We start from the raw sequence: 26,951 nt of genomic DNA on the forward strand, positions 1-26,951 counted from the left end.
CATGGTCATAGAGACATTTGATGGACAGCTTCTGGCAAATATTGCTGATAATCTTTATCTGATGGAAGAAGTAGCTGAACATGAACTAGTATCAAAGGAATTTGATACTCCTCAGGAGGTACCTAAGAAAGAAAAGAAAAAGTATATTCCTCCAATGGATCATCCTTGGAGAAAAAACAGCTTTGCGAATTATGCTGCAAAACAAAAGCACCGTTGTGGTGCTAATGTTTGATTATTTTTGGGACATTATCAATTTCGGTTGACACAACGAACTGATACCACAAAACTTACTCCACAAACAAAAACTTCCTGATTAAATAATCAGGAAGCATTTATACTATGAATTAGTATTTTTTGGTAAGATTAAGTTTAAAACAATAGCTGTAATAGTAGCAAGGACTACTGGAGACTTACCAAAGATAGTTGTCACCCAAGATGGGAATGATGCAAGTGCTGCATTTGCCTGAGTAACACCCATACCAAGTGCAACAGCTAAACCAACAACTGTAGTATTTCTGAAATCCATTGGATGAGATGCAATTAATTTAATACCTGTCATCGCAATAGATGCAAATACAGAAACTGTAGCACCACCAAGAACACAATAAGGAATTGTAGTTAAAAGTGATGAAAACTTAGGAATAAGACCTGCAACTAAAATAATACTAGCTGCAATTCCAAATACCTTTTTAGATACAACTTTTGTTGAACCAACAATACCAACATTCTGACTATAAGTTGCAGTTGGTAAACCACCAAAGAATGCACAGAAGATATTAGTTAAACCATAAGCAACAATACCACCATTTAGTTCTTCATCAGTAGGCATACGATCCATCCCACCTGTAGTAGTAGCTGAGAAATCACCAATTGCCTGAATAGAGTTAATTGCGAATAATACCGCAATTGCCACACATGCTGCTGGATTAAACTTCACACCAAAATGCATGAACTGTGGCAAAGCAAACCATGATGCATTTACGACAGCTGAGAAATTGATCATACCAAAGCAGAGAGCAATAATATAACCAACAATAATACCAATTAAAATAGAAGCTAGTTTTAAAATTCCTTTACCATAATGATTCAAGAAAGTAACAACAGCTAATGTAATAAAAGCAATAAGCCAGTTCTGCCAAGAACCATAATTTTTAGAAGCTGCACCACCAGCCATATAATTAATAGCTGTAGGATACAATGATAAACCGATTGAGAATACTACTGTACCAGTAATAAGTGGTGGAAAGAATTTTCTAATCTTCTTTACAAATAGTCCTACAATAACAGCAACAATACCACCAGCAATCTGTGCACCTAAAATAGTTGCAATATCAAATTCACCAGCAATTGCCTGCATAGTAGGTAAATAGGCAAAACTAATACCCATGATAACAGGTAATCCTGCCCCAATTGCAAGTTTTTTCCCTCTTAATAACGGAAAAACCTGAAATAATGTAGAGATAGCAGACATTGTAAGTGCAGCCTGAATCAGAATAACTGAATCGCTTGCTGAAAGTCCTGCAACTCCTGAAATAATAATAGCAGGTGCAACACATCCGACAACCATGGCCACAACGTGCTGAAGTGCTAAAGGTAAAGCTTGTGATGTAGAAGGCTTTCCGTCTAATTTGAAAAGTTCTTCTGACATACTAGTTTGATCTTTACTCATATTTCCTCCTCATTTGTATACAAAAAATACAATTCAGATAATAACACGTAATTGATTATTGTGCAATGGATTTATTATTATAAGAAAATAGTAAAAAAAGAAGTACTATTCGTACTTCTTCTAAGAATCATAATTATTTTTTAGCAGCAGCCATCTGAGCAGCTACTTCAGCAGCGAAGTCTTCTTCTTTGTGTTCCATACCTTCACCAACCATGAATCTAGCCATTTCAACAATTTTACCGTTTCCTAAGAACTGAGCAACTGTTAAATCAGGGTTCTTAACGAATTCCTGGTCAACTAAGCAGATAGCTTTTAATTCTTTATTTAAACGTCCAGCAATCATCTTTTCTACGATGTTTTCTGGTTTTGGTTTAGCTGACTTAGCATTTTCTTCTAAAGCCTGTTTCTTTAATACTTCAGTTTCCTTAGCAATATGTTCTGCAGGGATAGCTGATCTATCGATGAACTGAGGAGCACTTGCAGCTACATGCATAGCAACATCTCTAGCCTTTTCTTCATCACTATCAGCGATCTTAACTAAAGCAGTAATCTTACCACCCATATGAGAGTAAGCACCGAATACTTCGTTATCAGCCTTAGTCATAACAACAAATCTTCTTAAAGATAATTTTTCACCAATCTTACCTGATTTTTCTGCGATTGCAGTAGCAAGGTCTTTACCATCTAATTCAATCTTTAAAGCTGCATCTAAATCAGCTGGTTCATTTGCAACGATAGTCTTTGCAACATTGTTTACTAATTCCTGGAATTCAGCATTCTTAGCTACGAAGTCAGTTTCTGAGTTAACTTCTACTAAAGCTGCCTTATTACCATCAATTACAAATGCAGATAAACCTTCAGCTGCAATTCTGTCAGCCTTCTTAGCTGCCTTTGCGATACCTTTTTCTCTTAACCAGTCAAAAGCTTCTTCGATGTTACCGTTAGTTGCATCTAAAGCCTTTTTGCAGTCCATCATACCTGCACCAGTTTTTTCACGTAATTCTTTTACTAATTTTGCACTAATTGCCATTTGTTTTTCCTCCGTAAATTTTATTAAAAAGGAGAAAGCATAATGCTTTCTCCTTTTGATTATGCTTCAGTCTTGTCAGTTCTTGGAGCTTTATTTCTTCTAGGACCGTTCTTATATCTTGGTCCTCTGTTGTTTTTATTTTCTTCAACGCTTGCAACAGCATCGTTCATTGTAACTTCTTTTTCTTCTTCGTCTTTAACGAATGCTACAGTAGTAGGTTCACCCTTAGCTTCGCAGATAGCATCAGCCATAGCAGCAACGATTAATTTAACAGCTCTGATTGCATCATCGTTTGCAGGGATAACATGATCTACTTCATCAGGATCACAGTTAGTATCAACGATACCGAATACTGGGATACCTAAAATCTTAGCTTCAGCAACAGCATTGTGTTCAACCTTTGGATCAACAACGAATAAAGCATTTGGTAACTTCTTCATTTCTTTGATACCGCCAAGGTTTCTTTCTAACTTAGCCTTTTCCTTCATAAGAAGAACTGCTTCCTTCTTAGTGTACTGTTCTAAGCTTCCGTCTTCTTCCATCTTTTCAAGTTCGATAAGTCTCTTGATTCTCTTCTGGATAGTCTTGAAGTTTGTTAAAGTTCCACCTAACCATCTAGAGTTTACGAAATAAGAACCAGATCTTTCAGCTTCTGTCTGAACAGCTTCCTGAGCCTGTTTCTTAGTACCAACAAATAAAACCTTACCGCCCTTTTCAGCGATTTCTTTCATTGCCTGGTAAGCTTCATCTAATTTGTCTGAAGACTTCTTTAAGTCAATGATATAGATTCCATTTCTTGATGTAAAGATGTATGGAGCCATTTTTGGATTCCATCTCTTTGTCTGATGTCCGAAGTGAACACCAACTTCTAATAATTTTTTCATTGAAATTACTGACATGTGTAATTTCCTCCTTTTTGTTTTTTCCTCCACTATTTCTAACATAGCTCACCAATAAGGCACTCGAACTATGAATCCATAGTGTGTGTATTTCAAACACCATGACATAATAACATAAAATTAAATAAAATACAATAAAAAAGAGAAGAAAATCTCTCCTTCTCTTAAATATCTTTCATATCAAAATCATTTGGTTCAATATAAATATCAAATTGTTTATAGACTAGATATACGATTGGCGCAAATGCTACATTCATCACTAATGTTGGAAGATATCTCATTGTAATAAATTGAATAACTCCAATATAAGTAAAACGTGAAATAAGCATCAGCCAGTAAACAACGAATTCCTTAAACGTAACAATAAGAATCGCATAAACAATGAATTCTAAGCAAGTCATGTTATCGTTTCTATAAATGTATGTTCTCACAAATGTAATAGCACAATAGATCAGAATATAGACCATTAAGGAATTAGAATAACAAACAGTATAATATAGACCACATGCTGCACTAAAGAAAAATCTTTCGGATTTGTCATGAACTGTGATAGTTAATAAAGAAAACATAAGTAATCCAATACATGGAACAAATGTAAGGCCTGAACGATTGATATTAGTAGGAATAAAGAAATTGATTACACTATCAATCAAAAAACAGATAAACATAATCAGGAAATTCTTCAAAATCTGATTATTCTTCATATTAGTTTACCCTCTGTACAACTGCTACATAGTTCAATGAATCAAAATTAACCGAAGGTTTTACAGTAACATATTTGCCTGATGCATCAGTACCCTCATTAAATCCTACAACCTTACCTACCAGTATTCCTTTAGGAGACTTTCCTTTTCCCCCTAAACCACTCGTAGTTACATTTAAATCTTTTTTGATTTTATCCACTGTTGACAAGAGAGAAACCTTATATGTACCTGACTTTACATTATAGCTATTAACTAAACCATAATATGTATTTTCTCCATCTACAATCATAACAGGAAGCTGAACACTATTATTTTCTGAACAAAGTAATGTCACAGTAGAAGAAATAGTACCTACTTTAGTAACAGTTCCAATCATTCCTTTAGAAGTAATAACAGCCATACCTTTTTGAATCTGAGAATTACTTCCCATATTAATCTTCACCTGATTACTCCAAGATTCAGCATCTCTTTCAATAATAGTTGTATATTTAACTTTATAGTCAGTAGGTAAAGATTCAATGTTTGTAATCTTCTTCATTTCTGACAATTCATTTGATAATACTTCATTCATTGCAAGCTCACTCGCATAATTATCAAGTGAACGCTTCAATTTCTTATTCTCACGATAAACAAGCTTAAGATCATGATACTCAGTAAATACATTTTTTACATAATTCACTGGTGCCTTGATAACATAATATTCAGCATTTGCGATTGTATCCTGAAATACGCTTGAAAATGGCAGTTCTGTAATACCTGATACAAGAGCATATACAGATGTCACAATCAACACAACAGTGATTACGATCATTCTTCTTGTATGCTTGTTTTTCTTCTTTTTATACAATGACATCACCTCGGTGAATACATTATAATATCTCTTTTTGAAAAATGCAATCATAAGGAAAAACAGTTATCAGATTGAAGAACAGACCCTCTCTGCTTTAAAACTATAATATTGATTTCTTCCAATAATGATATGATCCACTATATCTACATTCATCATTTTTCCTAGTTCTATAAGTTTTTGTGTCATATTAATATCTTCACTAGAAGGATGCGCATCCCCTGAAGGATGATTATGTACACAAATGATACTAACCCCATTAAAAGCAAGTGCTTCTCTGAATATTTCTCTTGCAGAAACAATGGACATATTGACACTTCCCACAAATAATGTCTTTTCCGCAATCAAACGATTATGATTGTCTAAAATCATAATCAAAAAATGTTCCTGCGATAAATGGGACATCTTGTTTTCTAAATGATAGAAAACTTTAGCTGGATTATCATATATCTCATTCATATCTGTATGCATATTAATTCTCTTAGAAAATTCTAAAGCAGCCATAATCCCTATCGCTTTGGCTTTATTGATTCCCTTAAAAGATAATAGCTTTGCAAAAGTAATAGAATGAAATCCACTCATTCCCTGTATTTCTCTTAATATTGTAGAAGATAAATCTAAAACTGACTGCTCCTTATTACCTGTTCTTAATAATAATGCAAGTAGTTCTTCATCCGTCAATGATTCTATACCGTTTAAGAGTGCTTTTTCTCTTGGTTGAGAAGACTGTTCAAGTCCCTTGATCATTAATTTCACCTCATATTTGCCTTTTAAGTATATGTATTTAACACCTTGAATTCAATTCCATGCATTTTACATCTTACTTTCATTCTTATTACAAACTCATAATATTTTTGTAAAAACTTTTGATTATTCTCAACAATCACGACACAAGTCGGATTACTTTTTATCACTACACTAATGCATTTATTCATATAATCATTATAGACATTATCCAATTTATTCTCTATTTTCTGTATCTTCTCTAAAGTTTCTTTACTATTATTAGAATTTTGTTCTTTTCTTGATAATCGTCTCTTTTGTCTGAATAATTGTTTCTCTAATTTCTCAATATTTTCTAATACATCCACTCTTTGTATGCTTAATCCATTTATCGTAAATATACATTCAACTATATCTATCTCAATTCTTACTTCTCTATCAACTGTTTCCATTTTCCTTCACTTCCTTATAAATAAGGGTGCGTTTCGCACCCTTCTCTTCTTATTTTCCCCATTCTAATGTGATAAGACGACCTAATCTGAGACGACCCTTAGCAGATCTAAGTAGTTTTAATCCAGCAACTCCTAGTAATGCATAAATAATATATGTCAATGCACTACCACCACAGATCTGTTCCTGGCTACTAACGGATAATTCGTACATATTTACTCCTTTCTAAAATATTGTAAATGAGACAAATGAACTATTTCATCCTTATTACTCTTCCACCTCTTAGATGACTCAAAGATGCTCTCAACAATTTCATGCCAGCAATACCTAGAAGTGCATATATAATACGATACATAACACTTCCACCATTAATCTGCTGTTGTCTTTTCGTAGATAGTTCGTACATCTTTACTCCTTTCTGCCCCCTCTACTATATCTATACGTCTAAAAAAATGAAATTACTTAAAAAAAATCCCCAAAATGGGGATTTTTGATTAGTTCATCTTAGCAAGTTTTTCTTTTGCTGCAGCATATTTAGAACGATAATCTTCTAATTTAGCTTTTTCTGCTTCTACTTTTGCAGCTGGCGCTTTAGATGTGAAATTAGGGTTAGATAACATACCTTCACCACGCTTGATTTCACCTTCAAGCTTCTTGATTTCTTTTTCAACCTTTGCCTTTTCAGCTTCCATATCAATATACTGACCTAAATCAATATTAAGTGTATTACCACCCTTGATTACTTCAGTCGCATTATTCTTACTTGTTGGAACATTATATCCTACACAAGTTGCGTTAACCAGTTTGCTGACATAAGGTGCAATTTCCTTTAATAATGCTTCAAGATCATCCTGTTTAGTAGTGATTGTATAATCAACTTCAATACTATTCTTGATAACATAAGTATGTCTGATTTCTCTTACGCCCTTGATAATATCAATTAAATAAGCAAACTGATCATTGATTGTGTCATTATCATATTCTGGATTTACTTCTGGCCATTTAGAAATAACGATAGATTCTTCATTATGTGGAATAGCCTGATAGATTTCTTCAGTAACGAATGGCATGATTGGATGTAATAATCTAACAATAGTATTTAATACATAAACAAGTGTGTTTAATGCAGATTTCTTAGCAACTTCATCATCACCTGTTAAATGAAGTTTAGATAATTCGATATACCAAGAACAGAAATCATCCCAGATGAAACGATATAATTCAGTTCCTACATTGATAAATTCAAACTTATCCATGTTTTCATCAACACTTCTGATTACTTCATTTAATCTATTCAAGATCCACTTATCAGCTAAGTTAAGTGTTGCATAATCTAATTCTTCTAACTTTTGATCTTCATCAATGTTCATTAATACATAACGTGCACTGTTCCAGATCTTGTTAATGAAGTTCCAAGTAGATTTTAATTTAGCTGGTACATAACGCATATCAGCTCCTGGTGAAGAGTTATTTAATAAGAACCATCTTAATGAGTCAGCTCCATATTCATCAATAACATCCATTGGGTCAACACCATTACCTAATGATTTCGACATCTTACGACCCTGTTCATCTCTGATTAAACCATGAATTAAAACATTCTTGAATGGTCTTCTACCAGTAAATTCGATTGACTGGAACATCATACGGCTTACCCAGAAGAAGATAATATCATAACCAGTAACTAATGTATCAGTTGGGAAATATCTCTTAAACATTGGGTCTTCTGTATTAGGCCAGCCCATAGTTGAGAATGGCCATAAAGCACTTGAGAACCATGTATCAAGAACGTCTTCGTCTTGAGTCCAGTTTTCTACGTCTTTAGGCGCTTCTCTACCTACATATAATTCACCTGTTTCATTGTTGTACCATGCAGGAATACGATGTCCCCACCATACCTGACGCGAAATACACCAGTCTTCAATGTTGTTCATCCAGTTAGAGAATGTCTTTTCAAATCTTTCTGGAACGAAATCTACTCTATCATCAGTTTCCTGATTCTTTAATGCATTTTCAGCTAATGGCTTCATCTTTACAAACCACTGCTTAGATAAATAAGGTTCTACAATTGCATGAGAACGTTCTGAGTGACCTACTGAATGGACAATAGTTTCAATATGGTCTACAACACCTGCTGCTTCAAAATCCTTTAATAAAGCTTCACGGCATTCAAAACGATCCATTCCTTTATATTTACCAGCTAAATCATTCATAGTACCATCTTCATTCATACACTTAGGCATTGGAAGATTGTACTTCTTTGCTAGCTGGAAGTCATTTGGGTCATGTGCTGGTGTACATTTCATAACAGCAGTACCAAAATCAAGATCAATATAGCTATCAGCCATAATTGGTAATTCATCACCGTTGGCAGGGTTGATTGCCTTCATACCAACATATTTCTTATATCTTTCATCATCAGGATGTACGAAAATTGCCTGGTCAGCAAACATTGTTTCTGGACGTGTAGTGGCAATGACTAAAATATCATCAGAACCAACAATATGATAATTGAAGTAGTACATATGACCTTCAATATCTTCATGATATACTTCGATATTTGATAATGCAGTTCTTTGTACTGGGTCCCAGTTAATGATCTTTTCACCCTGGTAGATTAATCCCTTTTCATATAATCTTACAAAGACTTCCCTAACAGCATCTGATAAACCATCATCAAAAGTAAATCTTTCCTTTGAATAATCAAGTGATAAACCTAATTTAGCCCACTGTGCACGAATGATATCTGCATATTCTTCTTTCCATTCCCAGATCTTATCAACAAGCTTTTCTCTACCTAAATCATAACGAGAAATACCCTGTTCTCTAAGTCTAGCTTCTACCTTAGCCTGAGTTGCAAGTCCAGCATGGTCCATACCTGGTAACCATAACGCATCATAACCCTGCATTCTCTTATAACGGATAATCATATCCTGCATAGTAGTGTCCCATGCATGTCCTAAATGTAATTTACCAGTTACATTTGGTGGTGGAATAACAATACTATAAGGCTTCTTTGTTAAATCACCTGCTTTAAAATATTCCTTATCTAACCACTGCTGATATTTACCTTTTTCTACAGCTAAATGGTCATATTTAGTCGGTAACTCTTTCTTCATTTGTTTCGTCCCCCTCAATAAATGATTCTTTATGTTCTCTAATATACTTAGTTAACTTTGGCATAAAATCAGTACCTGCAATCATAGTAATATATTCATGTGTGAAGTCTGAGAAATTATAAGAAGAATAATCACCCATATCTTCATCTTCTTCACCATTTTCCATGATTTCATTCAATCTTCTTGCACTCTTTACTAATTCTGCAATCTGCGGTTCACGCACATTATTGAAATAAGTTTCTAATTCATCCGCATATACTGAATAAGCAGGTGTTTCAAAGAAAGATCTAATCGTTTTAGTACTACTTACACATTCATTTAACTGACTGATACCATAGACAGTTCTTTCTTCCATATTTAATTTATCTAGGAAGTTTTCATCTTCATCTTCTAAATCACCAATACGTGCAACAATTAAATTGACTAAATCCTTATCACTGCATGCATCAAATTTTTCTGATGTAAAATGCTTATTTTCATCTTTGAAATCCGCAAATCGTAACGCTTCTTCCATCTGTTTGTCTTTGATTGCTTTTGTTTTCTTATAATAGAAATAACATAATGTGATTATAAATAGAGTAAAAGCAACCAATATCGGTGTTCTGTATTCCATAATTCCTCCTTAAATAAAAAAGAGCATGTGCATAAGGACGACTTATATCGTGGTACCACCTTATTTCACATACTCTGTATGTCTCTTTACTTTAACGCAGTATTACGTATCTGGCTACTTCATTCACCAAATATGCTCCAAGGCTACCTTCCAGTCTTCACTCTCCTCTTTCACACCAGCCAAGAGGTCTCTTTAAGAAGAATAACTGTACTCCTCCTCTTCAACGCTTGTTATTATTCTACCAAAGGCTTTACTATAAGTCAATGAACTTATTTGCCTAGATATTCTAAAGCCTGGGCAAGAACTGAATCACCATTCATCATACCATAGTCCTTCATACCAATCATATATACTGGAATAGAACCAACAGTTTTCTGAATTTCTTCCTTTGCATAACGAACCTGTGGTCCAAGGAAAATAATATCAGCTTCTACATCCTTTAAATCTGTATTTTCAGCATTCACTGCCCAAATTTCAGCTTCGACATTCTGCTTAGTCGCTGCTCTTTTCATTTTTTCTACAAGTAAGCTTGTACTCATCCCTGATGCACAGCATAATAAAATCTTAATCATCAAAAAACTCCCTTCTTGCGACACATTATATACTAAAATAAGACGTTTGTGAAGAAAGAAAAAAGAGAGATATTATGATCTCTCTTCGCATAATTCTAAGATACAATCCCAGACTTCTCTGACACCTTTTTTCTTTAAGCTAGAAAAACGGACAAAGTGGTCACTTGGATCAAAATCCAATGTTTCTTTAATCAGCTTCTCATTTTTAACAAGTTCATTACGTTTTAGCTTATCTTCTTTAGTTGCGACAACAATAACAGGAATACCAAAATGCTTGGCATAATCATACATTGTTACATCATCATCTTTAGGTTTATGACGATAATCCACAATAAGAATCATCGCTTTTAGATTCTTTCTATTACGTAAGTAATTGTCAATCATTTCTGAGAACTGCTCTAACATCTTCTTTGGTACCTTTGCATAGCCATATCCTGGCACATCAACAAGTCTTATTTCATCATTAATATTAAAGAAATTAAGAGTACGTGTTTTACCAGGAGTTGAACTGACCTTTGCAAGTCCCTGCACATTGGTTACTGTATTGATAAAACTTGATTTACCTACATTTGAGCGTCCAGCCATCACTACTTCAGGTAATGATTCGTCTGGCCACTGACTAGACCAGGCTGCACATAACATGAATTCGGCTTTTTTAATTGTATACATATTACTTTACCAACGCATTTTCTAAAACAGTATCAATATGATCTGCTGTGATGATAGTTAAATCATTTCTTACAGATTCTGGAATATCATCAATATCTTTCGCATTATCCTTAGGAATAATAATTGTATGAATACCAGAACGATGTGCAGAAATAGACTTTTCTTTTAAGCCACCAATTGGTAATACATTACCTGTTAATGTCACTTCACCTGTCATTGCGACATCATCACGTACAGGCTTTTGTGTGAAAGCTGAATAGATAGCAGTTGTTAAAGTAACACCAGCACTAGGACCATCCTTCTTTACTGCACCTTCAGGTACATGAATATGAATATCCTGCTTATCAAAATCAATATCCTTTAAGCTATACTTATCAGCATGTGCCTTAAGATAGTCTAACGCAATTGAAGCAGATTCTTTCATGACATCACCAAGTTGACCAGTGACGATGAATTTACCACTGCCTTTGAAGTGATTGACTTCAATTGGAAGAATATCTCCACCAAACTGTGTCCATGCTAGACCAGTGACTACACCTACCTGAGGTTTAGGCTGTTTCTTAGTATGGTCAAAAGGTGCTTTACCTAATAATTCTTCTAAGTCGTTTACTTCCACAGCAACATGATCAGTTGTTTTCTTAAGAATCTTCAATACTGATTTTCTACAGATTGCTGCAATTAATCTTTCTAACTGACGTACACCTGCTTCACGTGTATAGTGTCTAATAATATACATTAACGCATCATCAGTAATAGTTAACTGTTCATCAGTCAAACCATGATTCTTAAGTTCTTTCTTAATTAAATGATCTTTCGCAATCATTAATTTTTCTTGTTCTGTATATGAAGATAGTTCAATGATTTCTAATCTATCACGTAACGGTTCAGGAATACCTCCTAAATCATTTGCTGTTGCAATAAATAAAACCTGTGATAAATCATATGGTTCTTCAATATAGTTATCTGAGAACATAGAATTCTGTTCAGGATCTAATACTTCAAGCATAGCACTTGTAGGATCACCCTTATAATCACTTGCCATCTTATCAATTTCATCTAATAAGAAGACAGGATTCATAACACCTGCTTTTTTCATACCCTGAATAATACGACCTGGCATAGAACCTAAATAAGTTCTACGATGACCTCTGATTTCTGATTCATCAGTCACACCACCTAAAGAAATTTTAACAAACTTACGATCTAAAGCACGTGCAATAGACTTAGAAATAGAAGTCTTACCAACACCTGGTGGACCTACTAAACAGATAATAGGTGCCTTTAAAGACTGAGTCATCTGTTTAACAGCAAGCTGTTCTACAATTCTTTCTTTAGGTTTCTTTAAACCAAAATGGTCTTCATCAAGAATTTTTTCTACCTTAGTAATTTCCTGGTTATCTTCAGTCATTTCAAACCAAGGAAGCTTAGTCATCCAGTCAAGATAAGTACGTACGACATTGGCTTCTGGTGAAGTAGAATGCATCATTTCATAACGTGCTAACTCTTCAGTTAGCTTGTCTTTTACATTCTGTGGATAAGGATTATCCTTAATCATAGAACGGAATCTTTCAACTTCATCCTCACCATTAGGTGTATCACCTAATTCTTCTTTAATTGCCTTAAGCTTTTCTCTTAAATAGAATTCTTTCTGGTTTTCATCAATACTCTTCTTAACACGATTATTGATAGAATTTTCAATTTCATTAATAGCCTTTTCCTTCTGCATAGATGCAAGAACTAACAAAAGACGTTTATTAATATCTGGTTCAGCTAAAATCTTTTCTCTTTCCACTAAATCAGAATTAATATAATGACCAATAGTATCAGCGAGTTCACTTGCTGATAAACCATGAGTAATATTTGAAATTAATTCTCTAGGTAATAACTGACTCGCACCATTCATTGACTGCATCTGTTCAGTCAACTTACGTACTAGCGCAGTTTCTTCATTAGGATCACCATGAATATCTTCTAAATAGCGCACCTTTGCATAATAGCATTCACCTTCAGTATAAAGTGATTCTAATTCAACACGCTTTTCACCTACTACAGTAAGTTTAATTGTTCCATGATTATCTTTCTTAATACGTTTTGTAATCTTACAAAGTGTGGCATGGTGATATACCATGTCAAAATTGATTTCTTCTTCTAAAGGATGGATCTGTGACACTAATACAATGTTAGAGTCGTGCTGACTTACAGCTAAATCCATTGCATTTAAGGAAAATGTACGTCCTACATCCAAAGATAATTCATGTCCTGGAAATACAAGCATACCACGCGTACAAATAACAGGAAGATCAACTGTTACATTTAAATTTTCCATAACCTATTTCTCCTTTCTTAGAAAAAATAAGACGCGTAGGCGTCTTATTTCACATTATCTTTAATTAACTGAAGAGCCTTTCTGTGAGTTAAATCACCCTTTACTACATATTCCTGACCACCAAGAACCTTCTTAACTTCTTCAAGTGGCATGTTGTAGTATGTAGCGATTTCTTTCATTTCATCTTCCATTTCTGCATCAGTCACTTCAATGTTTTCAGCCTTAACGATTTCATCAAGGATTAAGTTTAACTTAACTCTTTCTTCAGCCTGATCTCTTACGTCAGCTTTGATATCATCCATTGTCTTACCAGTCATCTGAGTGTATAATTCAATGTTTAATCCCTGCTGAGATAAGTTCTGGTTGATTTCGTTAATAATATTCATAACTTCGCTATCAACCATTGCATCTGGTACATCGATTGTATTGTTTGCAACAACAGCTTTGATTACTTCTTCATTGAACTTGTTTTCAGCTTCAGCCTTCTTCATAGTTCTGATCTGATTTTTGATCTTTTCCTGTAACTGTTCTAATGTTTCAACACCTTCGATATTAACATCCTTAGCTAATTCATCATCAATTTCAGGTAAAACCTTTGCTTTGATTTCATGAACCTTAACCTTGAATACTACTTCAGCACCTGCTAAATCAGCTGCATGATATTCTTTAGGGAAAGTTAAGTTGATTTCTTTTTCTTCACCAGCAGCCATACCAACTAGACCTTCTTCAAATCCAGGGATGAATGAGTGAGAACCGATTTCAAGTGAATAGTTTTCTGCTTTTCCGCCTTCAAAAGCAACACCATCTTTGAAACCTTCATAATCGATAACAGCTGTATCGCCTTCTTCAACTGTTCCTTCTTCTTTAACTACTAATTCAGCGAACTGCTTCTGGTAGTCATTTAATCTTTCTTCAACATCTTTCTTAGTTACTCTTACCTGAGCCTTCTTAACTTCTAATCCTTTGTATTCACCTAATTCGAATTCAGGTTTAACTGGACAAGTGAAAGTTACTTCTAATTCAGTTTCAGTAGATTTAACAATGTTTGCAGTTGGCTGAGCAACTGGAGTTACATTGTTGTCAACGAAGATCTTAGCATAGTTTTCGCTTAAGATTTCTTCAACAGCCTGTTCTCTTAATGCCTTAGCACCAATCTTAGCTTTGATTAAATTCTTTGGAGCATGTCCCTTTCTGAAACCATCTAACTTAACTGAACCAGCTAACTTATTTAAAGCCTTTTCCTGAGCTGCTGCCCATTCTTCTGTATCGAAAACGGCTTTGATTTCAACCATTGATTTCTCAAGTTTTTTAACTTCTGTATTCATTTCTTAATCTCCTTTACTATTTGCAATTGCTATTATACATGAAAGATTCATGCAATGCAACAATTTAACACTCTAATTGTTTGAGTGCTAATATTTCTTTTTCTACATCTGATAAATCGCAATTGTAGTCAATTTCTATATCAGATGGATCGACAGGCATATTCTGTAATGTTGCAACGTAATAGTGTAGTGTTGCTGCTACTAGATCACAGTCTTCTGGCATAATATCCTTAGGATAAATAGTATAAAGATAATATTCCAGATAATCGAGACATTGTGAGAGAAGCGTAGGATTATCATCTTCTAATACTCTTGAAAGAGATTTACCAATCAATGTATAACATTCTCTTTCTAATACTAAAGGACTATAAGAGCCATTAAAGTAATATGTTTCATCACCTTTCACTACAGTGAACTCTTCATCTACCTGTTGATCAATCAAGATTTCCATAATAAGTGTCTTCGCAAAAGATGACTTATGAGGATTTTTTAAAAATCTTGCTACTTCAGGCATGATCATACGGATGTTTAACTGCTGTAATTGATCAAGTGCCATATAAATTAAATCATCATTCACTTTATCTCTATCAAGCAGACGACCAATTTCCTGTGCAGACATAATGGTACTCTTGTTTTCTAGCTGGTAATTCTTTTCCTGTTTCATAAGAATAATTTCATCATAAACTGCATTGAACAAGTTTTCATACTGCTGAGGGATATAAGGCATGGATAATTCTTCAATAAGAATATTAATTGCCTGTTCATATTCTTCAAGTTCTTTTAAAGCATTTAAATATAAAGCAGTCACTTCATAATAAGTGTTATTGGCCTGCATTTTCGCAACGGCCCCTTCCTGCATACATCTTTGATAATCTTCTAATGCATTCAAGCATACAAGACGATAATATCTAGTCATCTCGTCATCCATATCTGTCAAACGACTTAATGCGACTTGATACTGGCCTTCTTCAATAAGTTCTTCTATCATGTTTGCCTCCTTGAGTTTCCATTTTATCAAAATTAGACTATCTGTCAACATAATTAAAAAACCTTACAAAATGTAAGGTTCTTGTCTTATTATTCATCACCAAATGATACGCCCATAGCCTTAGCAGCCTGAACAAGATCTCCATTTGGATCAACAAGCTTCTGCTTACCAAACTTCGCATCACCGATTACTTCTTCAAGTGAAGTATATTCCATGTTGCCACCCTTTAATGATACAACATTTCCAAATAAGCCCTCATCAATCATAGCACATGCCTTATTACCAAATCTGATAGATAGAATTCTATCATATGCATCAATATCACCACCACGGATAATATGACCAGGATTGACAGAACGTACTTCATGATTAGGAATGACTTTTTCTAGATCATCAGCTACCTTTGCAGCAAGTCCAGAATAACGAATTGGGTCTGGTGAATCTTCTACAATCTTACCGATTGACTTTGTACCATCTGCATACTTAGCACCTTCAGCTACTGCAATAACAGTATATGGAAGACCTGCTTCATCACGTTTCTTAACTGCTTTCGCAATATTTTCAATAGTAAATGGAATTTCAGGAATCAATACAACACCTGCATTACCTGCAAGACCTGCATATAATGAAATCCATCCAGCTTCTCTACCCATTAATTCACAACAGATGACACGATGATGTGATTTTGCAGTAGTCTGAAGACGATCTATGAATTCAGTACCAACACTCATCGCACTGATGAAACCATATGTTAAATCTGTAGAAGTTAAATCATTATCCATAGTCTTTGGTACACCAATGACATTGACACCTTTTCTGCTGAAATCTCTAGCACTTGTTAATGTACCATCGCCACCTAATACAACTAATACATCAACACCATCTTTCTTAAGATTTTCTACACCTACATCACTGACGTCTTTTCTTACTTTTCCACCATTTCCATCATCTACAAGATAATCGAATAGGTTATCTTTGTTAGAACTATAAAGAATAGTTCCGCCTTCCTTATATATATCCTCTACCTTGTCTACAGTTAATTCTACATAATTATTATTATATAATCCACGATAACCATATACAAAGCCAATAACTTCCCAATTATATTTTTCAATCGCAATCTTAGTGATTGTTCTGATTACCGCATTTAAGCCTGGACAATCTCCTCCGCCAGATAATAGCGCAATTTTTTTAACTTTTGAATTCATGATATTTCCTCCTTATGTAAATCCCACTCTCTATTATAAATTAAACTGTTAGCGTTTTCAATATAAATAAGAAGCGCTTACATATAGGTGCAAAAAAAGAAGCCTATAATGGCTTCTTAGTCAAAGTTTCAATGACTTCTATTACATGCTTTACTGGGAGCCCAATGACGTTATCAATATCTCCCTGCACTTCTTTAATGAATTTTCCTGCAACACCCTGAATCGCATAAGCGCCAGCTTTACCCTTCCATTCATCAATAGAAAGATAATCATCAATCATATCATTGATATTCTTGAATGTAACTTTTGTTTCATCTACAAATGTACAAACCTGATCTTTATAGAATACAGCCACTGATGTAAACACACTATGTGTATCACTACTTAATGATTCAAGAATTTCTCTTGCTTCATGAGCACTGTGAGCTTTACCAATAATCTTTCCATTATGATAAATTGTTGTATCAGCACTAATTACAACATCATCAGGATATTTCTCATGAATAGAAACACCTTTATCATATGCGAGTTTTTTAAGTCTTTCTTCTATTTCTAGAGAAGAATCAAGATATTCAGTAATAGAGGAGGCATCGATAATAAAATCAATGCCTTCTCTTTCAAGCAGTTCTTTTCGTCTAGGAGAAGTACTAGCAAGAATAATTTTCATTATTTCTTTTCCTCAGCAGGTGCTTCATGTTTAACGACTGGTTTTGGTAATAATGCTTTTCTAGAAACATTCACACCCTTATCAGTAATCTGAGTTACTTTAACCTTTACTGTATCGCCAAGTTTGATTACATCGCCGACTTTATTTGTTCTATCCCAAGCAACATCTTTTACATGTAAGAATCCATTTGTACCAGGGAATAATTCAATAAATGCATACTTTTCTTCAACCCTTACAGCTTTACCATCAAAGATTTCGCCTACTTCTACTTTTCTAGTTAAATCCTTGATCATACCCATTGCATGATCAATCGCTTCCTGAGAGTAATGATAGATAGTAACATTACCTTCATCATCAATATCGATCTTAACATTATCACTTTCAGCAATAATCTTATTGATCATATCTCCACCCTTACCGATTACATCTTTAATCTGTTCAGGTTCAATCTTCATCATAGCAACCTTAGGAGCATATGGACTTAAGTGATCTCTAGGTTCACTGATTGCTGACATCATGCAGTCCATGATCTGTCCTCTTGCAACCTTTGCCTGAGCTAATGCTTCCTGTAAGATTTCTTTAGTGATACCATCAATCTTGATATCCATCTGTAATGCACAGATACCGTTCTTTGTACCTGCAACCTTGAAATCCATATCACCAAGATGGTCTTCCATACCCTGGATATCAGTTAAGATTGTATAGTTTTCGCCTTTTTTAACTAGACCCATAGCGACACCAGCCACTGGATTACTAATTGGAACACCTGCAGCCATTAAAGCCATAGTTGATGCACAAATTGAAGCCTGTGAAGAAGAACCGTTAGATTCTAATACTTCAGCAACAACTCTGATTGTATATGGGAATTCTGCTTCAGAAGGAATAACCTGTCTTAAGGCTCTTTCACCTAAAGCACCATGACCAATTTCTCTTCTACCTGGAGAACCCATTCTTCCTGTTTCACCTACACAATATGGTGGGAAGTTATAGTGATGCATGAAACGTTTCTGGTCTTCCATTCCAAGACCATCAATCTTCTGTACTTCACCTAATGCGCCAAGTGTGCAGGCAGATAATACCTGAGTTTCACCACGAGTGAACATAGCTGAACCATGTACACGTGGCAATAAATCTACTTGTGCATCTAATGGACGTACTTCATCTACTTTACGTCCATCAGGTCTTACCTTTTCTTCAGTAATCAAACGTCTTACTTCTTCTTTTTCAAGATCACCAAGAACCATCTTAACCTGTTTAATTGTCTTATCATGTTCTTCAACAGTTGCATATTCTTTATCTTCAAAAGATTCTACAACCTTAGCATCTAATTCATCAATAGCAGCATATCTTTCAAGCTTACCAGGAATAGAAATGGCTTTGATCATTTCTTCCTTAGCCATTGCTTCTACGCTAGACACAATATTTTCATCTAATGCAAATAGTGGAACATCAATCTTTTCCTTACCAACAGCTTCTACAATCTGTTCCTGGAAAGCGATTAATTCCTTAATCTTTTCATGACCGAACATCAATGCGTTCAACATTGTTTCTTCATCTACTTCTTTTGCATCAGCTTCAACCATGTTAATAGCATCCTTTGTACCTGCTACTTCAAGATTGATTTCACTTCTAGCCATATCTTCAGGTCCTGCGTTGACAGTAAACTCACCATCAATTAAACCTACGTTAACACCTGCAATTGGACCATTGAATGGAATATCAGAAATACATAATGCAATTGATGCACCAAGCATTGCTGCCATTTCTGGAGTTGCTTCCTGATCAACTGATAGTACAGTATTAACAACCTGTACTTCATTTCTGAAACCATCTGCGAATAATGGACGGATAGGTCTGTCAATCATTCTTGCAGTTAATGTACCATGTTCACTAGGACGGCCTTCACGCTTTAAGAATCCACCTGGAATCTTACCTACAGAATATAGTTTTTCTTCATAAGTTACTGTTAATGGGAAGAAATCTACATCTTTTGGTTCTTTCCCAGCACATGCTGTAGAAAGAACGACTGTATCATCATATCTTACTAAACAAGAGCCGTTTGCCTGTTTAGCCATTTCACCGACTTCAACCTGGATTTTCTTACCATAGAAATCCATACTAAAAATTTGTTTTGCCATAAATTCACCTCATATTCTTCAAAATTATATCATAAATCAACTATTACACAAACAATTATTTGATAGAGACATGAAAAAAAGCCCCATAGGGCTTTTGTTTCTTATCTTCTTAATCCTAACTTATCAGTTAAAGTTGTATATCTGTCAAGATCTTCTTTCTTAAGATACTTTAATAAGTCTCTTCTCTTACCAATCTTCTTTAAAAGACCTCTGTTAGAATGATTATCCTTTGGATGCTGTTTGAAGTGACCGTTTAACTTGTTGATATCAGCAGTTAATAATGCAATCTGAACTTCTGGAGAACCAGTATCCTTTTCTACGCGACCATATTCAGCCATGATCTTAGCTTTTTCTTCTTTAGTTAACATTATGTTTTCCTCCTAAATTATATTCTTCGCAATATCCAAGCTAGATGTAAGAGGTACAAATATCCTAGACATTGTTGCAATGACTATTTTACATTATTTTTATATAAAGTCAAATACTTTTTCATGACCTGACTTAAATATTTTCTGTCTTCTGTTAATTGAGTTTTTAGTCCTTCTAATCCATTAAAAACAGTTTCTTCACGCTTATATAAGCAGAAAGTAACCTCTACTTCTTTACCATACACATCTTCGTCAAAATCAAATACGTTGACTTCTAATGAAAGACGATTGATATCATTGAATGTAGGATTCATCCCAATATTTGCCATACCTATATAATATTGATGATTGATTTCTACAATTGTGCCATATACCCCTCTTTTAGGTAAGTATTTCATACCATAATCGATATTCAATGTAGGGAAACCAATCAAACGACCTCTCTGTTTTCCATGAATGACAGTACCTTTTACCTTATAAGGTCGACCAAGCAAAGTATTGACTTCTTCAATCATTCCTTGATCCATCAGTTTCTTAATAAGAGTAGATGATACTTTTTCTGTTTCATTATACATAACAGCGTTTTTCACAATAAGTTCAAATGACTGTTTCTTTAAGTCTTCTATGCTGCCACTGTTATGATCTCCAAAATGGAAATCATAACCACATACTAGTCTTTTTAAAGGAAGCTTATTTAAGTATTCGTCAATAAAAGCCTGTGGACTTAATGCTGCTACTTCCTTAGTAAAATGAATTACAAGCAAGTAATCAATACCCATTTCTTCTAGAAGTTCTTTTTTCTCTTCTAGAGTAATAATTGATTGTCTCTTTTCGCCCTTTAAAACACATAAAGGATGCACATCAAAGCTCATAACAGCTGTTTTTGTTTCTCCCTTATATTTCAATACTTCATTAATCAAAGACATATGACCAAGATGTAAACCATCAAAAAAGCCAATTGCAAGAGAAAGAGGTTCTGTTAAATGTACCTCTTCCATTTTTATGACTTTCATTAGAAAAGCCCCCTGAGGCTCTTCAAATTGCCTTTTCCATCTGGTCCATATATCGCAAGTAATTTACCTTCTTTTGAATAAATAGCTACATTATGATCTTTATCACTCTTGATTTTCTGACCAGTCATGACAATTCTTTCATCTACAACCATAGAATCATAGAAAGAAAATACTTCTTCTAATGGCATCACAGGTCCATTATTTTCTTCAAGTTCTTCAAGTGTTACTGCCTGATCGATAGTAAAATGACCGGACTGATTTCTAACTAATGCAGTCATATGGGCAGGATAACCTAAGGCTTTTCCAATATCTACACATAAAGAACGGATATATGTTCCTTTAGAGCACTTGACATCTATAGTTATTTCATCATCATGTGCATCGACTAAATCAAGTTTATAAATAGTGATTGGTCTTTCTGGTACTTCTACTTCTATACCTTCTCTAGCATATTCATAGAGCTTCTTACCATTAATTTTAATAGCTGAATACATTGGAGGCTTCTGCATGGAATCTCCTTTAAATGATGATAATACTTCTTCTAGATTCTCATAACCAGTAAAAGGCTTGGTTTCTATAACCTTCCCTTCAGCGTCATATGTATCTGTCGAACTGCCAAGTTTAAGTGTAGCACGATATTCTTTTTCTTCACTCATTAAAAACTGCATTGCTTTAGTGGCTTTATTAATACCAATAACTAAAACACCAGTCGCCATAGGGTCAAGAGTCCCACAATGTCCTACTTTTTTAGTATGCATAATACGTCTCACACGATTAACGACATCATGACTTGTCATACCCTGTGGTTTATTAATTAAAATAATACCATCCATCTACTCACATCCTTCCTAAAAAAAGCAGACTATTGTCTGCTTAGATATGATTAATAACGAAGTACTTCTTCTTACCTCTTCTAATAACAGTCACCTTACCACCAAACGCATTGTCTTTTGATACAACAAACTTTTCATCAGTGACCTTTTCACCATTTACAAGAACACTTCCACCTTTTACGAACTGTCTTGCTTCACGATTACTAGAAGCAGCACCTGCTTTTACTAATACATTTAAGATCTGTTCATCTTCAGTGACATCAATACTTGGTACACCATTGAAGCACTGTTTAACCTGTTCATAAGTCATGCTCTTGATATCACCGCTGAATAACTTTTCAGAAATGCTGACAGCTTCTTCATAAGCATCTGCACCATGAATGAAAGTAATAACTTCTTTCGCAAGTGCTTTATGTGCTTTTCTTAAGTGTGGTTCATTCTTATTTGATTCTTCTAATGCTTCAATTTCTTCTTTAGATAAGAAAGTGAGGTATTTTAAGTAATCAATAACCTTGCTATCTTCACTGTTGATGAAGAACTGATACATTTCATATGGTGAAGTCTTTTCTCTATCTAGCCAGATTGCATTTCCTTCTGATTTACCAAACTTAGTACCATCACTCTTAGTAAGTAAAGGCATAGTGAATCCATATGCTTCATCACCAGTCTTCTTTCTAATTAATTCAATACCTGCAGTGATATTACCCCACTGGTCCTGACCAGCAACCTGTAAGTTACAGCCTTTATTTTCATGTAAGTAATAGAAGTCCATTGCCTGCATGATCATATAAGAGAATTCAGTGAAAGTAATCCCTTCATCCAATCTTCTCTTGATAATATCCTTAGATAACATGTAGTTGATATTGAAATATTTACCATAATCTCTTAACCAGTCAATGAAGTTTAAATCCTTAGACCAATCCAAGTTATTAACTACTTCAAAACCAAATAAATCTTCAGCCTGCTTCTTTAAGCAGTCAAAGTTATGCTGTACCTGTTCTTTTGTGATCATTGGTCTTTCAGTTGTTGGCTTTGGATCCCCAATCTGTCCAGTTGCACCACCGACTAAAAGAATTGGATGATGACCTGCATCCTTTAATCTCTTAGACATTAAGAAAGATGAGAAATGTCCAATATGTAATGAATCCCCAGTTGGATCAGTACCAATATAGAATGTCATTCCTCCTGCATTTAATTTGTCTTTTAAGTCTTCAGAACTTACATCTTTAATGAGGCCACGCCACACTAATTCATCATAAAATGTCATAATTTCCTCCTATAATATAAAAGAGAATCCATCCAAAGGACGAATTCTCGCGTTACCACCTTTATTCATGTCAAAGACATGCTCTCTTGTTGATAACGGTGTACTCACCGTCTAGACTTTGCATCTAGAAGCTCCAAAGTGTATTCATTCATACTACTGCTCTTATTTTCACCAGCCATAAGTTCTCTAAACCAGCGCATATGAATTACTTGTCTTTTTCATCGCAATTAAAAGTCTACATGAAATCATGATGTTTGTCAATATCAGCTTGTGAAGACACTTTCCAACATCAGCTTCGTTTCATCAAGATGGAATGCATCTACTAAGACAATAATACGGTCTCCTGATATGAGCTTTGTATCTCCTTTTGGAATTATTTCTTCTCCACCACGAATAACAGAAACAATCAAGCTACGACGTGGAAGTTGTAAATCTTTAATATAGTGATCACAGGCATTTGAACCAAAACCAACTGTATAGCCAATGAGTTCCTTACTATCTGCATATTCTTCCATTGACTGATAAGGCTGATTGTTTAAAAGATTCGTTAAAAGACTTTCATAAATCGGTTCACTATGTAAAAGATTGGCGACATAATAAGAAACAAATGAAACAAGCGCAATTGGTAGGAGCATCTTTAAAGTTCCACTCATTTCCGCAATAAGCACAATACCAGTAATCGGTGCTCTTACAATAGCACTAAAGTAAGCAGCCATTGCCATAATAATGAAGTTCATAAAATACTCGGAAGGAACACCACACATAATAGCAACCTTACCTACACTTGCACCAATAAGACTTCCAAGAATGAGTAGTGGGAAGAAAATTCCTCCAGCAGCACCTGATCCAAACGAAACACATGAAATAAGTAATTTTAATATAAATAATAAGACAAGAGTAGATAAAACAAGGTTTGGCTCATTGAGATATTCTACAAGTTTATGTCCTCCACCCATGACAAGTGGACAATAGAATCCAAGAATTCCAGATAACACTAAAGGTATAATGACTCTTTGATGTTTCTTTAAGAATGGTGTTTTCTTATAAAGTTTAATAGTTCCCATTGTAACCTTATTATAGAAAGCACCTAATACACCAGCGACAATACCGAGAATAATAACCCAGATATAATTCTTTAAAGGGAATGTTTCTTTGATTGAGAAAGCTAAAGTAGGTGATAAACCAAAGATATTTCTACTTAAGAAATCCGCAGTAATAGATGCAATCATTACAGAAACAAGTGCACTTGTAGAGAAGTTCTTATGAACTTCTTCTAAAGCAAACATGATACCTGCAAGAGGTGCATTGAAGGCAGCCGATAAGCCTGCTGCGGCACCTGCTGTCATTAAATAACGCTCTTCAGTTTTTACACGTTTTCCTTTTTTCGCAAGAGCTTTACCAACCATACCACCTAGCTGGATACTTGGACCTTCTCTCCCTAATGATAAGCCACCTACAAGTGCAAGTGCACCAGCACAGAACTTTGCAAGTAAGACTCTCCACCAGCATTCATCAATACGTCCCTGTACTTCTGCTTCTAGCTGTGGAATACCAGAGCCCCCGATCATAGGTTCCCACTTTAAAAAGATTGAAATAATAAGACCTAATACAATAAGGCCAATGATCCACAAAGGCCAATAAGACACGTTATGTGCGACAAAGTCCCTTATAGTAAAATAAATAGATTCTGCATTTGATAAAACAAGACGATAAACGATACAGACAGCACCTGACACGATACCAACAAGTAAACCTTCATAAGCCAAGCGCTTATTGAGTTTACTTCTTTCTCGTAATATATTTGCAGTATCAGATTGATTTTTAAGCATATATAATCCTCCCAGTAATTATAATGACCGATTCTATTTTAGCACAATCTAAACCAGTTAAAAAGGATGCCTCAGCATCCTTCTTTGGTTATTTAGTTGTATCACGCTTGATGAATGTATAATGCATTGGCACTTCCGCTTCATCAATTTCTTCATGATTTAAGATCTTTGTAAGAAGTCTGATTGCGATAGCACCCATATCATATACAGGTACATGAATAGTAGTAAGAGGTGGACGACAAATAGTCGCATAACTTGTATCCATCATACCAACAACCTGCATATCTTCAGGTACATTGATACCATGATCAATTGCTGCATTGACAACAGCGACTGCTTCCTTATCATAGCCTGTTAAAACAACATCATGCTTATGATTATCAAAATATTCCTTTAATTGAGGGTAGCTTTCTTCATAATGGTTAGAAACATCCACAATATAATCTTCAGGAAGTGTTTCACCACTATCTTTAAATGCTTCTTCAATACCCTTCGCAAAATCATTTAAATCCACTAAGTTTTGAGTAGCTCTTACAAAGCAGATATCCTTTTTACCCTGTTCAATAAATTGTTTAGTCATATCATATGCAATACTCTTTGCATCAACATATACAGAACAGATATCTTCATCCGAAATCTTATATCCAACAACAACTGCAGGAATACGGTATTTTTTAATGAGATCAATTTCTTTATCAATACAGTTATTGTTAAATAATACAACACCATCAGCTCTTGATTTAATAACTTTCTCAATTACTTCTTCAATCGGGTTACCTAAACCAAGTTCATCAGTTGTATACATAATGATATTGAAATCTAAAGTACGTCCAGTATCTCCAATACCACCAATCATATCTTTTACATGTCCAAATAGTGACTGTGGGAATACAACTGCAATAGTTGTAGTTTTACTAGTTGCAAGACCTCTTGCTATCTGATTAGGCTTGAAATCGAGTCGTTTGATTGTTTCAAGTACACGTTCTCTTGTTGCAGGCTTTACAACATTTGAACCATTAATTACTCTTGAAACTGTTGCAAGTGAAACATCAGCTGCTTCTGCAACATCATAGATTGTTACTTTCTTCTTCATACTAGTCCTTGATTTCCTCAATCATTTCATCTAGCTGTTTTTCAACATCATCAATTTGCTGATCAATCACATCTTCATCAATCATGGCAGCCTTATCATTAATCATTGTTTTCACTTCATCGATTTTCTGATTCACACGTCCAGTTACTTCTACAACTGAACCTTTCACCTTTTCAAAATTTTCACTAGATTTTACTTTTTCTGCTAGAATTTCTAACTTTTTCTGTACTTCATCTACTTTTTCTTTAGTAGTTTCTTTAAAATCATCAGGATCAAATTCATCTACTGACTTTTTAATATTTTCAATTGTTTCTCCTAACTTAGCTTCAACATCTTCTCTAGTAAGACTTGTTAAATAGTCATAAGTAGATTTTGATTTAGCTTTAATATCTTCTCTTAATTCGCTACCTTTCTTAGGTGCAAATAATAAACCAGCTAAAACGCCTAATCCTACTCCGAATAATACTTTTCCGAATTTCATAATTTTCTCCATTTCCCCGCGCCTTTGTTGCGCGGACACAAATATATAACCAAACTCAAATCCCCCAAAACTCTAGTGTGCATCTCGATATAATAGTATAATCAAAGAGAGGTGGTATAC

Annotated in this window: 26 protein-coding genes, 1 pseudogene and 2 other annotated features; of the genes and pseudogenes, 1 reads left to right on the top strand and 26 read right to left on the bottom strand. The window is 34.6% G+C overall.

The genetic code is table 11. The annotated features are described in order from the left end of the window. A pseudogene (locus H8909_RS08615) lies at window positions 1-232 on the top strand (ISNCY family transposase); the annotation flags it as partial. A 105-nt stretch (window positions 233-337) separates the two neighbouring features. Here H8909_RS08615 and H8909_RS08620 read toward each other — a convergent pair. The 26 genes from H8909_RS08620 to H8909_RS08745 form a co-directional block, all read right to left on the bottom strand. After that, window positions 338-1,669, bottom strand: a complete 1,332-nt coding sequence (locus tag H8909_RS08620; RefSeq protein ID WP_187012529.1) for a uracil-xanthine permease family protein — start codon at window positions 1,667-1,669, stop codon at window positions 338-340. Between the two features lie 133 nt (window positions 1,670-1,802). Then, window positions 1,803-2,699, bottom strand: coding sequence for a translation elongation factor Ts (gene tsf, locus H8909_RS08625; protein WP_117458066.1), 897 nt, complete (start codon window positions 2,697-2,699; stop codon window positions 1,803-1,805). A 59-nt stretch (window positions 2,700-2,758) separates the two neighbouring features. After that, the gene (rpsB, locus tag H8909_RS08630) at window positions 2,759-3,598 is read right to left on the bottom strand and encodes a 30S ribosomal protein S2 (RefSeq protein ID WP_187012530.1); all 840 of its coding nucleotides are present in this window, start codon (window positions 3,596-3,598) and stop codon (window positions 2,759-2,761) included. 164 nt (window positions 3,599-3,762) lie between these two features. Continuing rightward, a complete protein-coding gene (locus H8909_RS08635; RefSeq protein WP_187012531.1) occupies window positions 3,763-4,302 on the bottom strand; it encodes a rod shape-determining protein MreD in 540 nt (179 codons plus the stop codon). A 1-nt stretch (window position 4,303) separates the two neighbouring features. Next, on the bottom strand, window positions 4,304-5,155 hold the full coding sequence (gene mreC / locus H8909_RS08640; RefSeq protein WP_230310111.1) for a rod shape-determining protein MreC: 852 nt from the start codon (window positions 5,153-5,155) through the stop codon (window positions 4,304-4,306). A gap of 63 nt (window positions 5,156-5,218) precedes the next feature. Further along, entirely contained in the window at window positions 5,219-5,896 is a 678-nt protein-coding gene (gene radC / locus H8909_RS08645) for a RadC family protein (RefSeq protein WP_117458069.1), read from the bottom strand. 23 nt (window positions 5,897-5,919) lie between these two features. Beyond that, the gene (locus H8909_RS08650) at window positions 5,920-6,324 is read right to left on the bottom strand and encodes a hypothetical protein (protein ID WP_117458070.1); all 405 of its coding nucleotides are present in this window, start codon (window positions 6,322-6,324) and stop codon (window positions 5,920-5,922) included. Between the two features lie 49 nt (window positions 6,325-6,373). After that, entirely contained in the window at window positions 6,374-6,535 is a 162-nt protein-coding gene (locus H8909_RS08655; RefSeq protein ID WP_022424318.1) for a hypothetical protein, read from the bottom strand. A gap of 40 nt (window positions 6,536-6,575) precedes the next feature. After that, complete coding sequence (locus H8909_RS08660; protein ID WP_187012533.1) at window positions 6,576-6,728, bottom strand: hypothetical protein; 153 nt, start codon at window positions 6,726-6,728, stop codon at window positions 6,576-6,578. Between the two features lie 88 nt (window positions 6,729-6,816). Continuing rightward, entirely contained in the window at window positions 6,817-9,441 is a 2,625-nt protein-coding gene (locus H8909_RS08665) for a valine--tRNA ligase (protein ID WP_187012534.1), read from the bottom strand. Continuing rightward, entirely contained in the window at window positions 9,419-10,054 is a 636-nt protein-coding gene (locus H8909_RS08670; RefSeq protein WP_187012535.1) for a DMP19 family protein, read from the bottom strand. Before H8909_RS08670 ends, H8909_RS08665 begins: the two co-directional genes overlap by 23 nt. 30 nt (window positions 10,055-10,084) lie before the next feature. Further along, window positions 10,085-10,287 (bottom strand) — a binding site (T-box leader). 36 nt (window positions 10,288-10,323) lie between these two features. Continuing rightward, window positions 10,324-10,626 carry a PTS sugar transporter subunit IIB gene (locus H8909_RS08675; RefSeq protein WP_022424314.1) on the bottom strand — a complete coding sequence of 101 codons (303 nt, stop codon included), beginning with the start codon at window positions 10,624-10,626 and terminating at the stop codon, window positions 10,324-10,326. Between the two features lie 72 nt (window positions 10,627-10,698). Then, window positions 10,699-11,295 carry a ribosome biogenesis GTP-binding protein YihA/YsxC gene (gene yihA, locus H8909_RS08680; protein WP_117458073.1) on the bottom strand — a complete coding sequence of 199 codons (597 nt, stop codon included), beginning with the start codon at window positions 11,293-11,295 and terminating at the stop codon, window positions 10,699-10,701. A gap of 1 nt (window position 11,296) precedes the next feature. Next, window positions 11,297-13,621, bottom strand: coding sequence for an endopeptidase La (gene lon, locus H8909_RS08685; protein ID WP_187012536.1), 2,325 nt, complete (start codon window positions 13,619-13,621; stop codon window positions 11,297-11,299). 44 nt (window positions 13,622-13,665) lie between these two features. Continuing rightward, entirely contained in the window at window positions 13,666-14,946 is a 1,281-nt protein-coding gene (tig, locus tag H8909_RS08690) for a trigger factor (protein ID WP_187012537.1), read from the bottom strand. A 64-nt stretch (window positions 14,947-15,010) separates the two neighbouring features. Beyond that, a complete protein-coding gene (locus tag H8909_RS08695) occupies window positions 15,011-15,934 on the bottom strand; it encodes a hypothetical protein (protein WP_226793845.1) in 924 nt (307 codons plus the stop codon). Window positions 15,935-16,023: 89 nt separating this feature from the next. Continuing rightward, complete coding sequence (locus H8909_RS08700) at window positions 16,024-17,142, bottom strand: 6-phosphofructokinase (RefSeq protein ID WP_006504354.1); 1,119 nt, start codon at window positions 17,140-17,142, stop codon at window positions 16,024-16,026. A gap of 103 nt (window positions 17,143-17,245) precedes the next feature. After that, window positions 17,246-17,809, bottom strand: coding sequence for a Maf family protein (locus H8909_RS08705; RefSeq protein WP_187012538.1), 564 nt, complete (start codon window positions 17,807-17,809; stop codon window positions 17,246-17,248). Next, window positions 17,809-19,947: a polyribonucleotide nucleotidyltransferase gene (gene pnp, locus H8909_RS08710; RefSeq protein ID WP_187012539.1), complete on the bottom strand. Its 2,139-nt coding sequence runs from the start codon at window positions 19,945-19,947 to the stop codon at window positions 17,809-17,811. The genes H8909_RS08705 and pnp overlap by 1 nt, the downstream gene beginning before the upstream one ends. A gap of 101 nt (window positions 19,948-20,048) precedes the next feature. Then, window positions 20,049-20,315 carry a 30S ribosomal protein S15 gene (rpsO, locus tag H8909_RS08715; protein WP_117458080.1) on the bottom strand — a complete coding sequence of 89 codons (267 nt, stop codon included), beginning with the start codon at window positions 20,313-20,315 and terminating at the stop codon, window positions 20,049-20,051. An 83-nt stretch (window positions 20,316-20,398) separates the two neighbouring features. After that, window positions 20,399-21,328: a riboflavin biosynthesis protein RibF gene (gene ribF / locus H8909_RS08720; RefSeq protein ID WP_187012540.1), complete on the bottom strand. Its 930-nt coding sequence runs from the start codon at window positions 21,326-21,328 to the stop codon at window positions 20,399-20,401. Then, on the bottom strand, window positions 21,328-22,161 hold the full coding sequence (gene truB / locus H8909_RS08725; RefSeq protein ID WP_187012541.1) for a tRNA pseudouridine(55) synthase TruB: 834 nt from the start codon (window positions 22,159-22,161) through the stop codon (window positions 21,328-21,330). Before truB ends, ribF begins: the two co-directional genes overlap by 1 nt. Window positions 22,162-22,201: 40 nt before the next feature. Next, window positions 22,202-23,428, bottom strand: coding sequence for a tyrosine--tRNA ligase (gene tyrS / locus H8909_RS08730; protein ID WP_117458083.1), 1,227 nt, complete (start codon window positions 23,426-23,428; stop codon window positions 22,202-22,204). Between the two features lie 32 nt (window positions 23,429-23,460). Next, window positions 23,461-23,659 (bottom strand) — a binding site (T-box leader). Between the two features lie 32 nt (window positions 23,660-23,691). Further along, the gene (locus H8909_RS08735; RefSeq protein ID WP_187012542.1) at window positions 23,692-25,257 is read right to left on the bottom strand and encodes a ClC family H(+)/Cl(-) exchange transporter; all 1,566 of its coding nucleotides are present in this window, start codon (window positions 25,255-25,257) and stop codon (window positions 23,692-23,694) included. An 88-nt stretch (window positions 25,258-25,345) separates the two neighbouring features. Then, complete coding sequence (locus H8909_RS08740; protein WP_187012543.1) at window positions 25,346-26,350, bottom strand: LacI family DNA-binding transcriptional regulator; 1,005 nt, start codon at window positions 26,348-26,350, stop codon at window positions 25,346-25,348. Window position 26,351: 1 nt separating this feature from the next. Continuing rightward, window positions 26,352-26,831, bottom strand: coding sequence for a YtxH domain-containing protein (locus H8909_RS08745; protein ID WP_022425138.1), 480 nt, complete (start codon window positions 26,829-26,831; stop codon window positions 26,352-26,354). Between the last annotated feature and the right edge of the window lie 120 nt (window positions 26,832-26,951).

The sequence above is a fragment of the Catenibacterium faecis genome (genome assembly GCF_014306455.1).
GTDB classification, from domain to species: Bacteria; Bacillota_I; Bacilli_A; order Erysipelotrichales; family Coprobacillaceae; genus Catenibacterium; species Catenibacterium mitsuoka_A.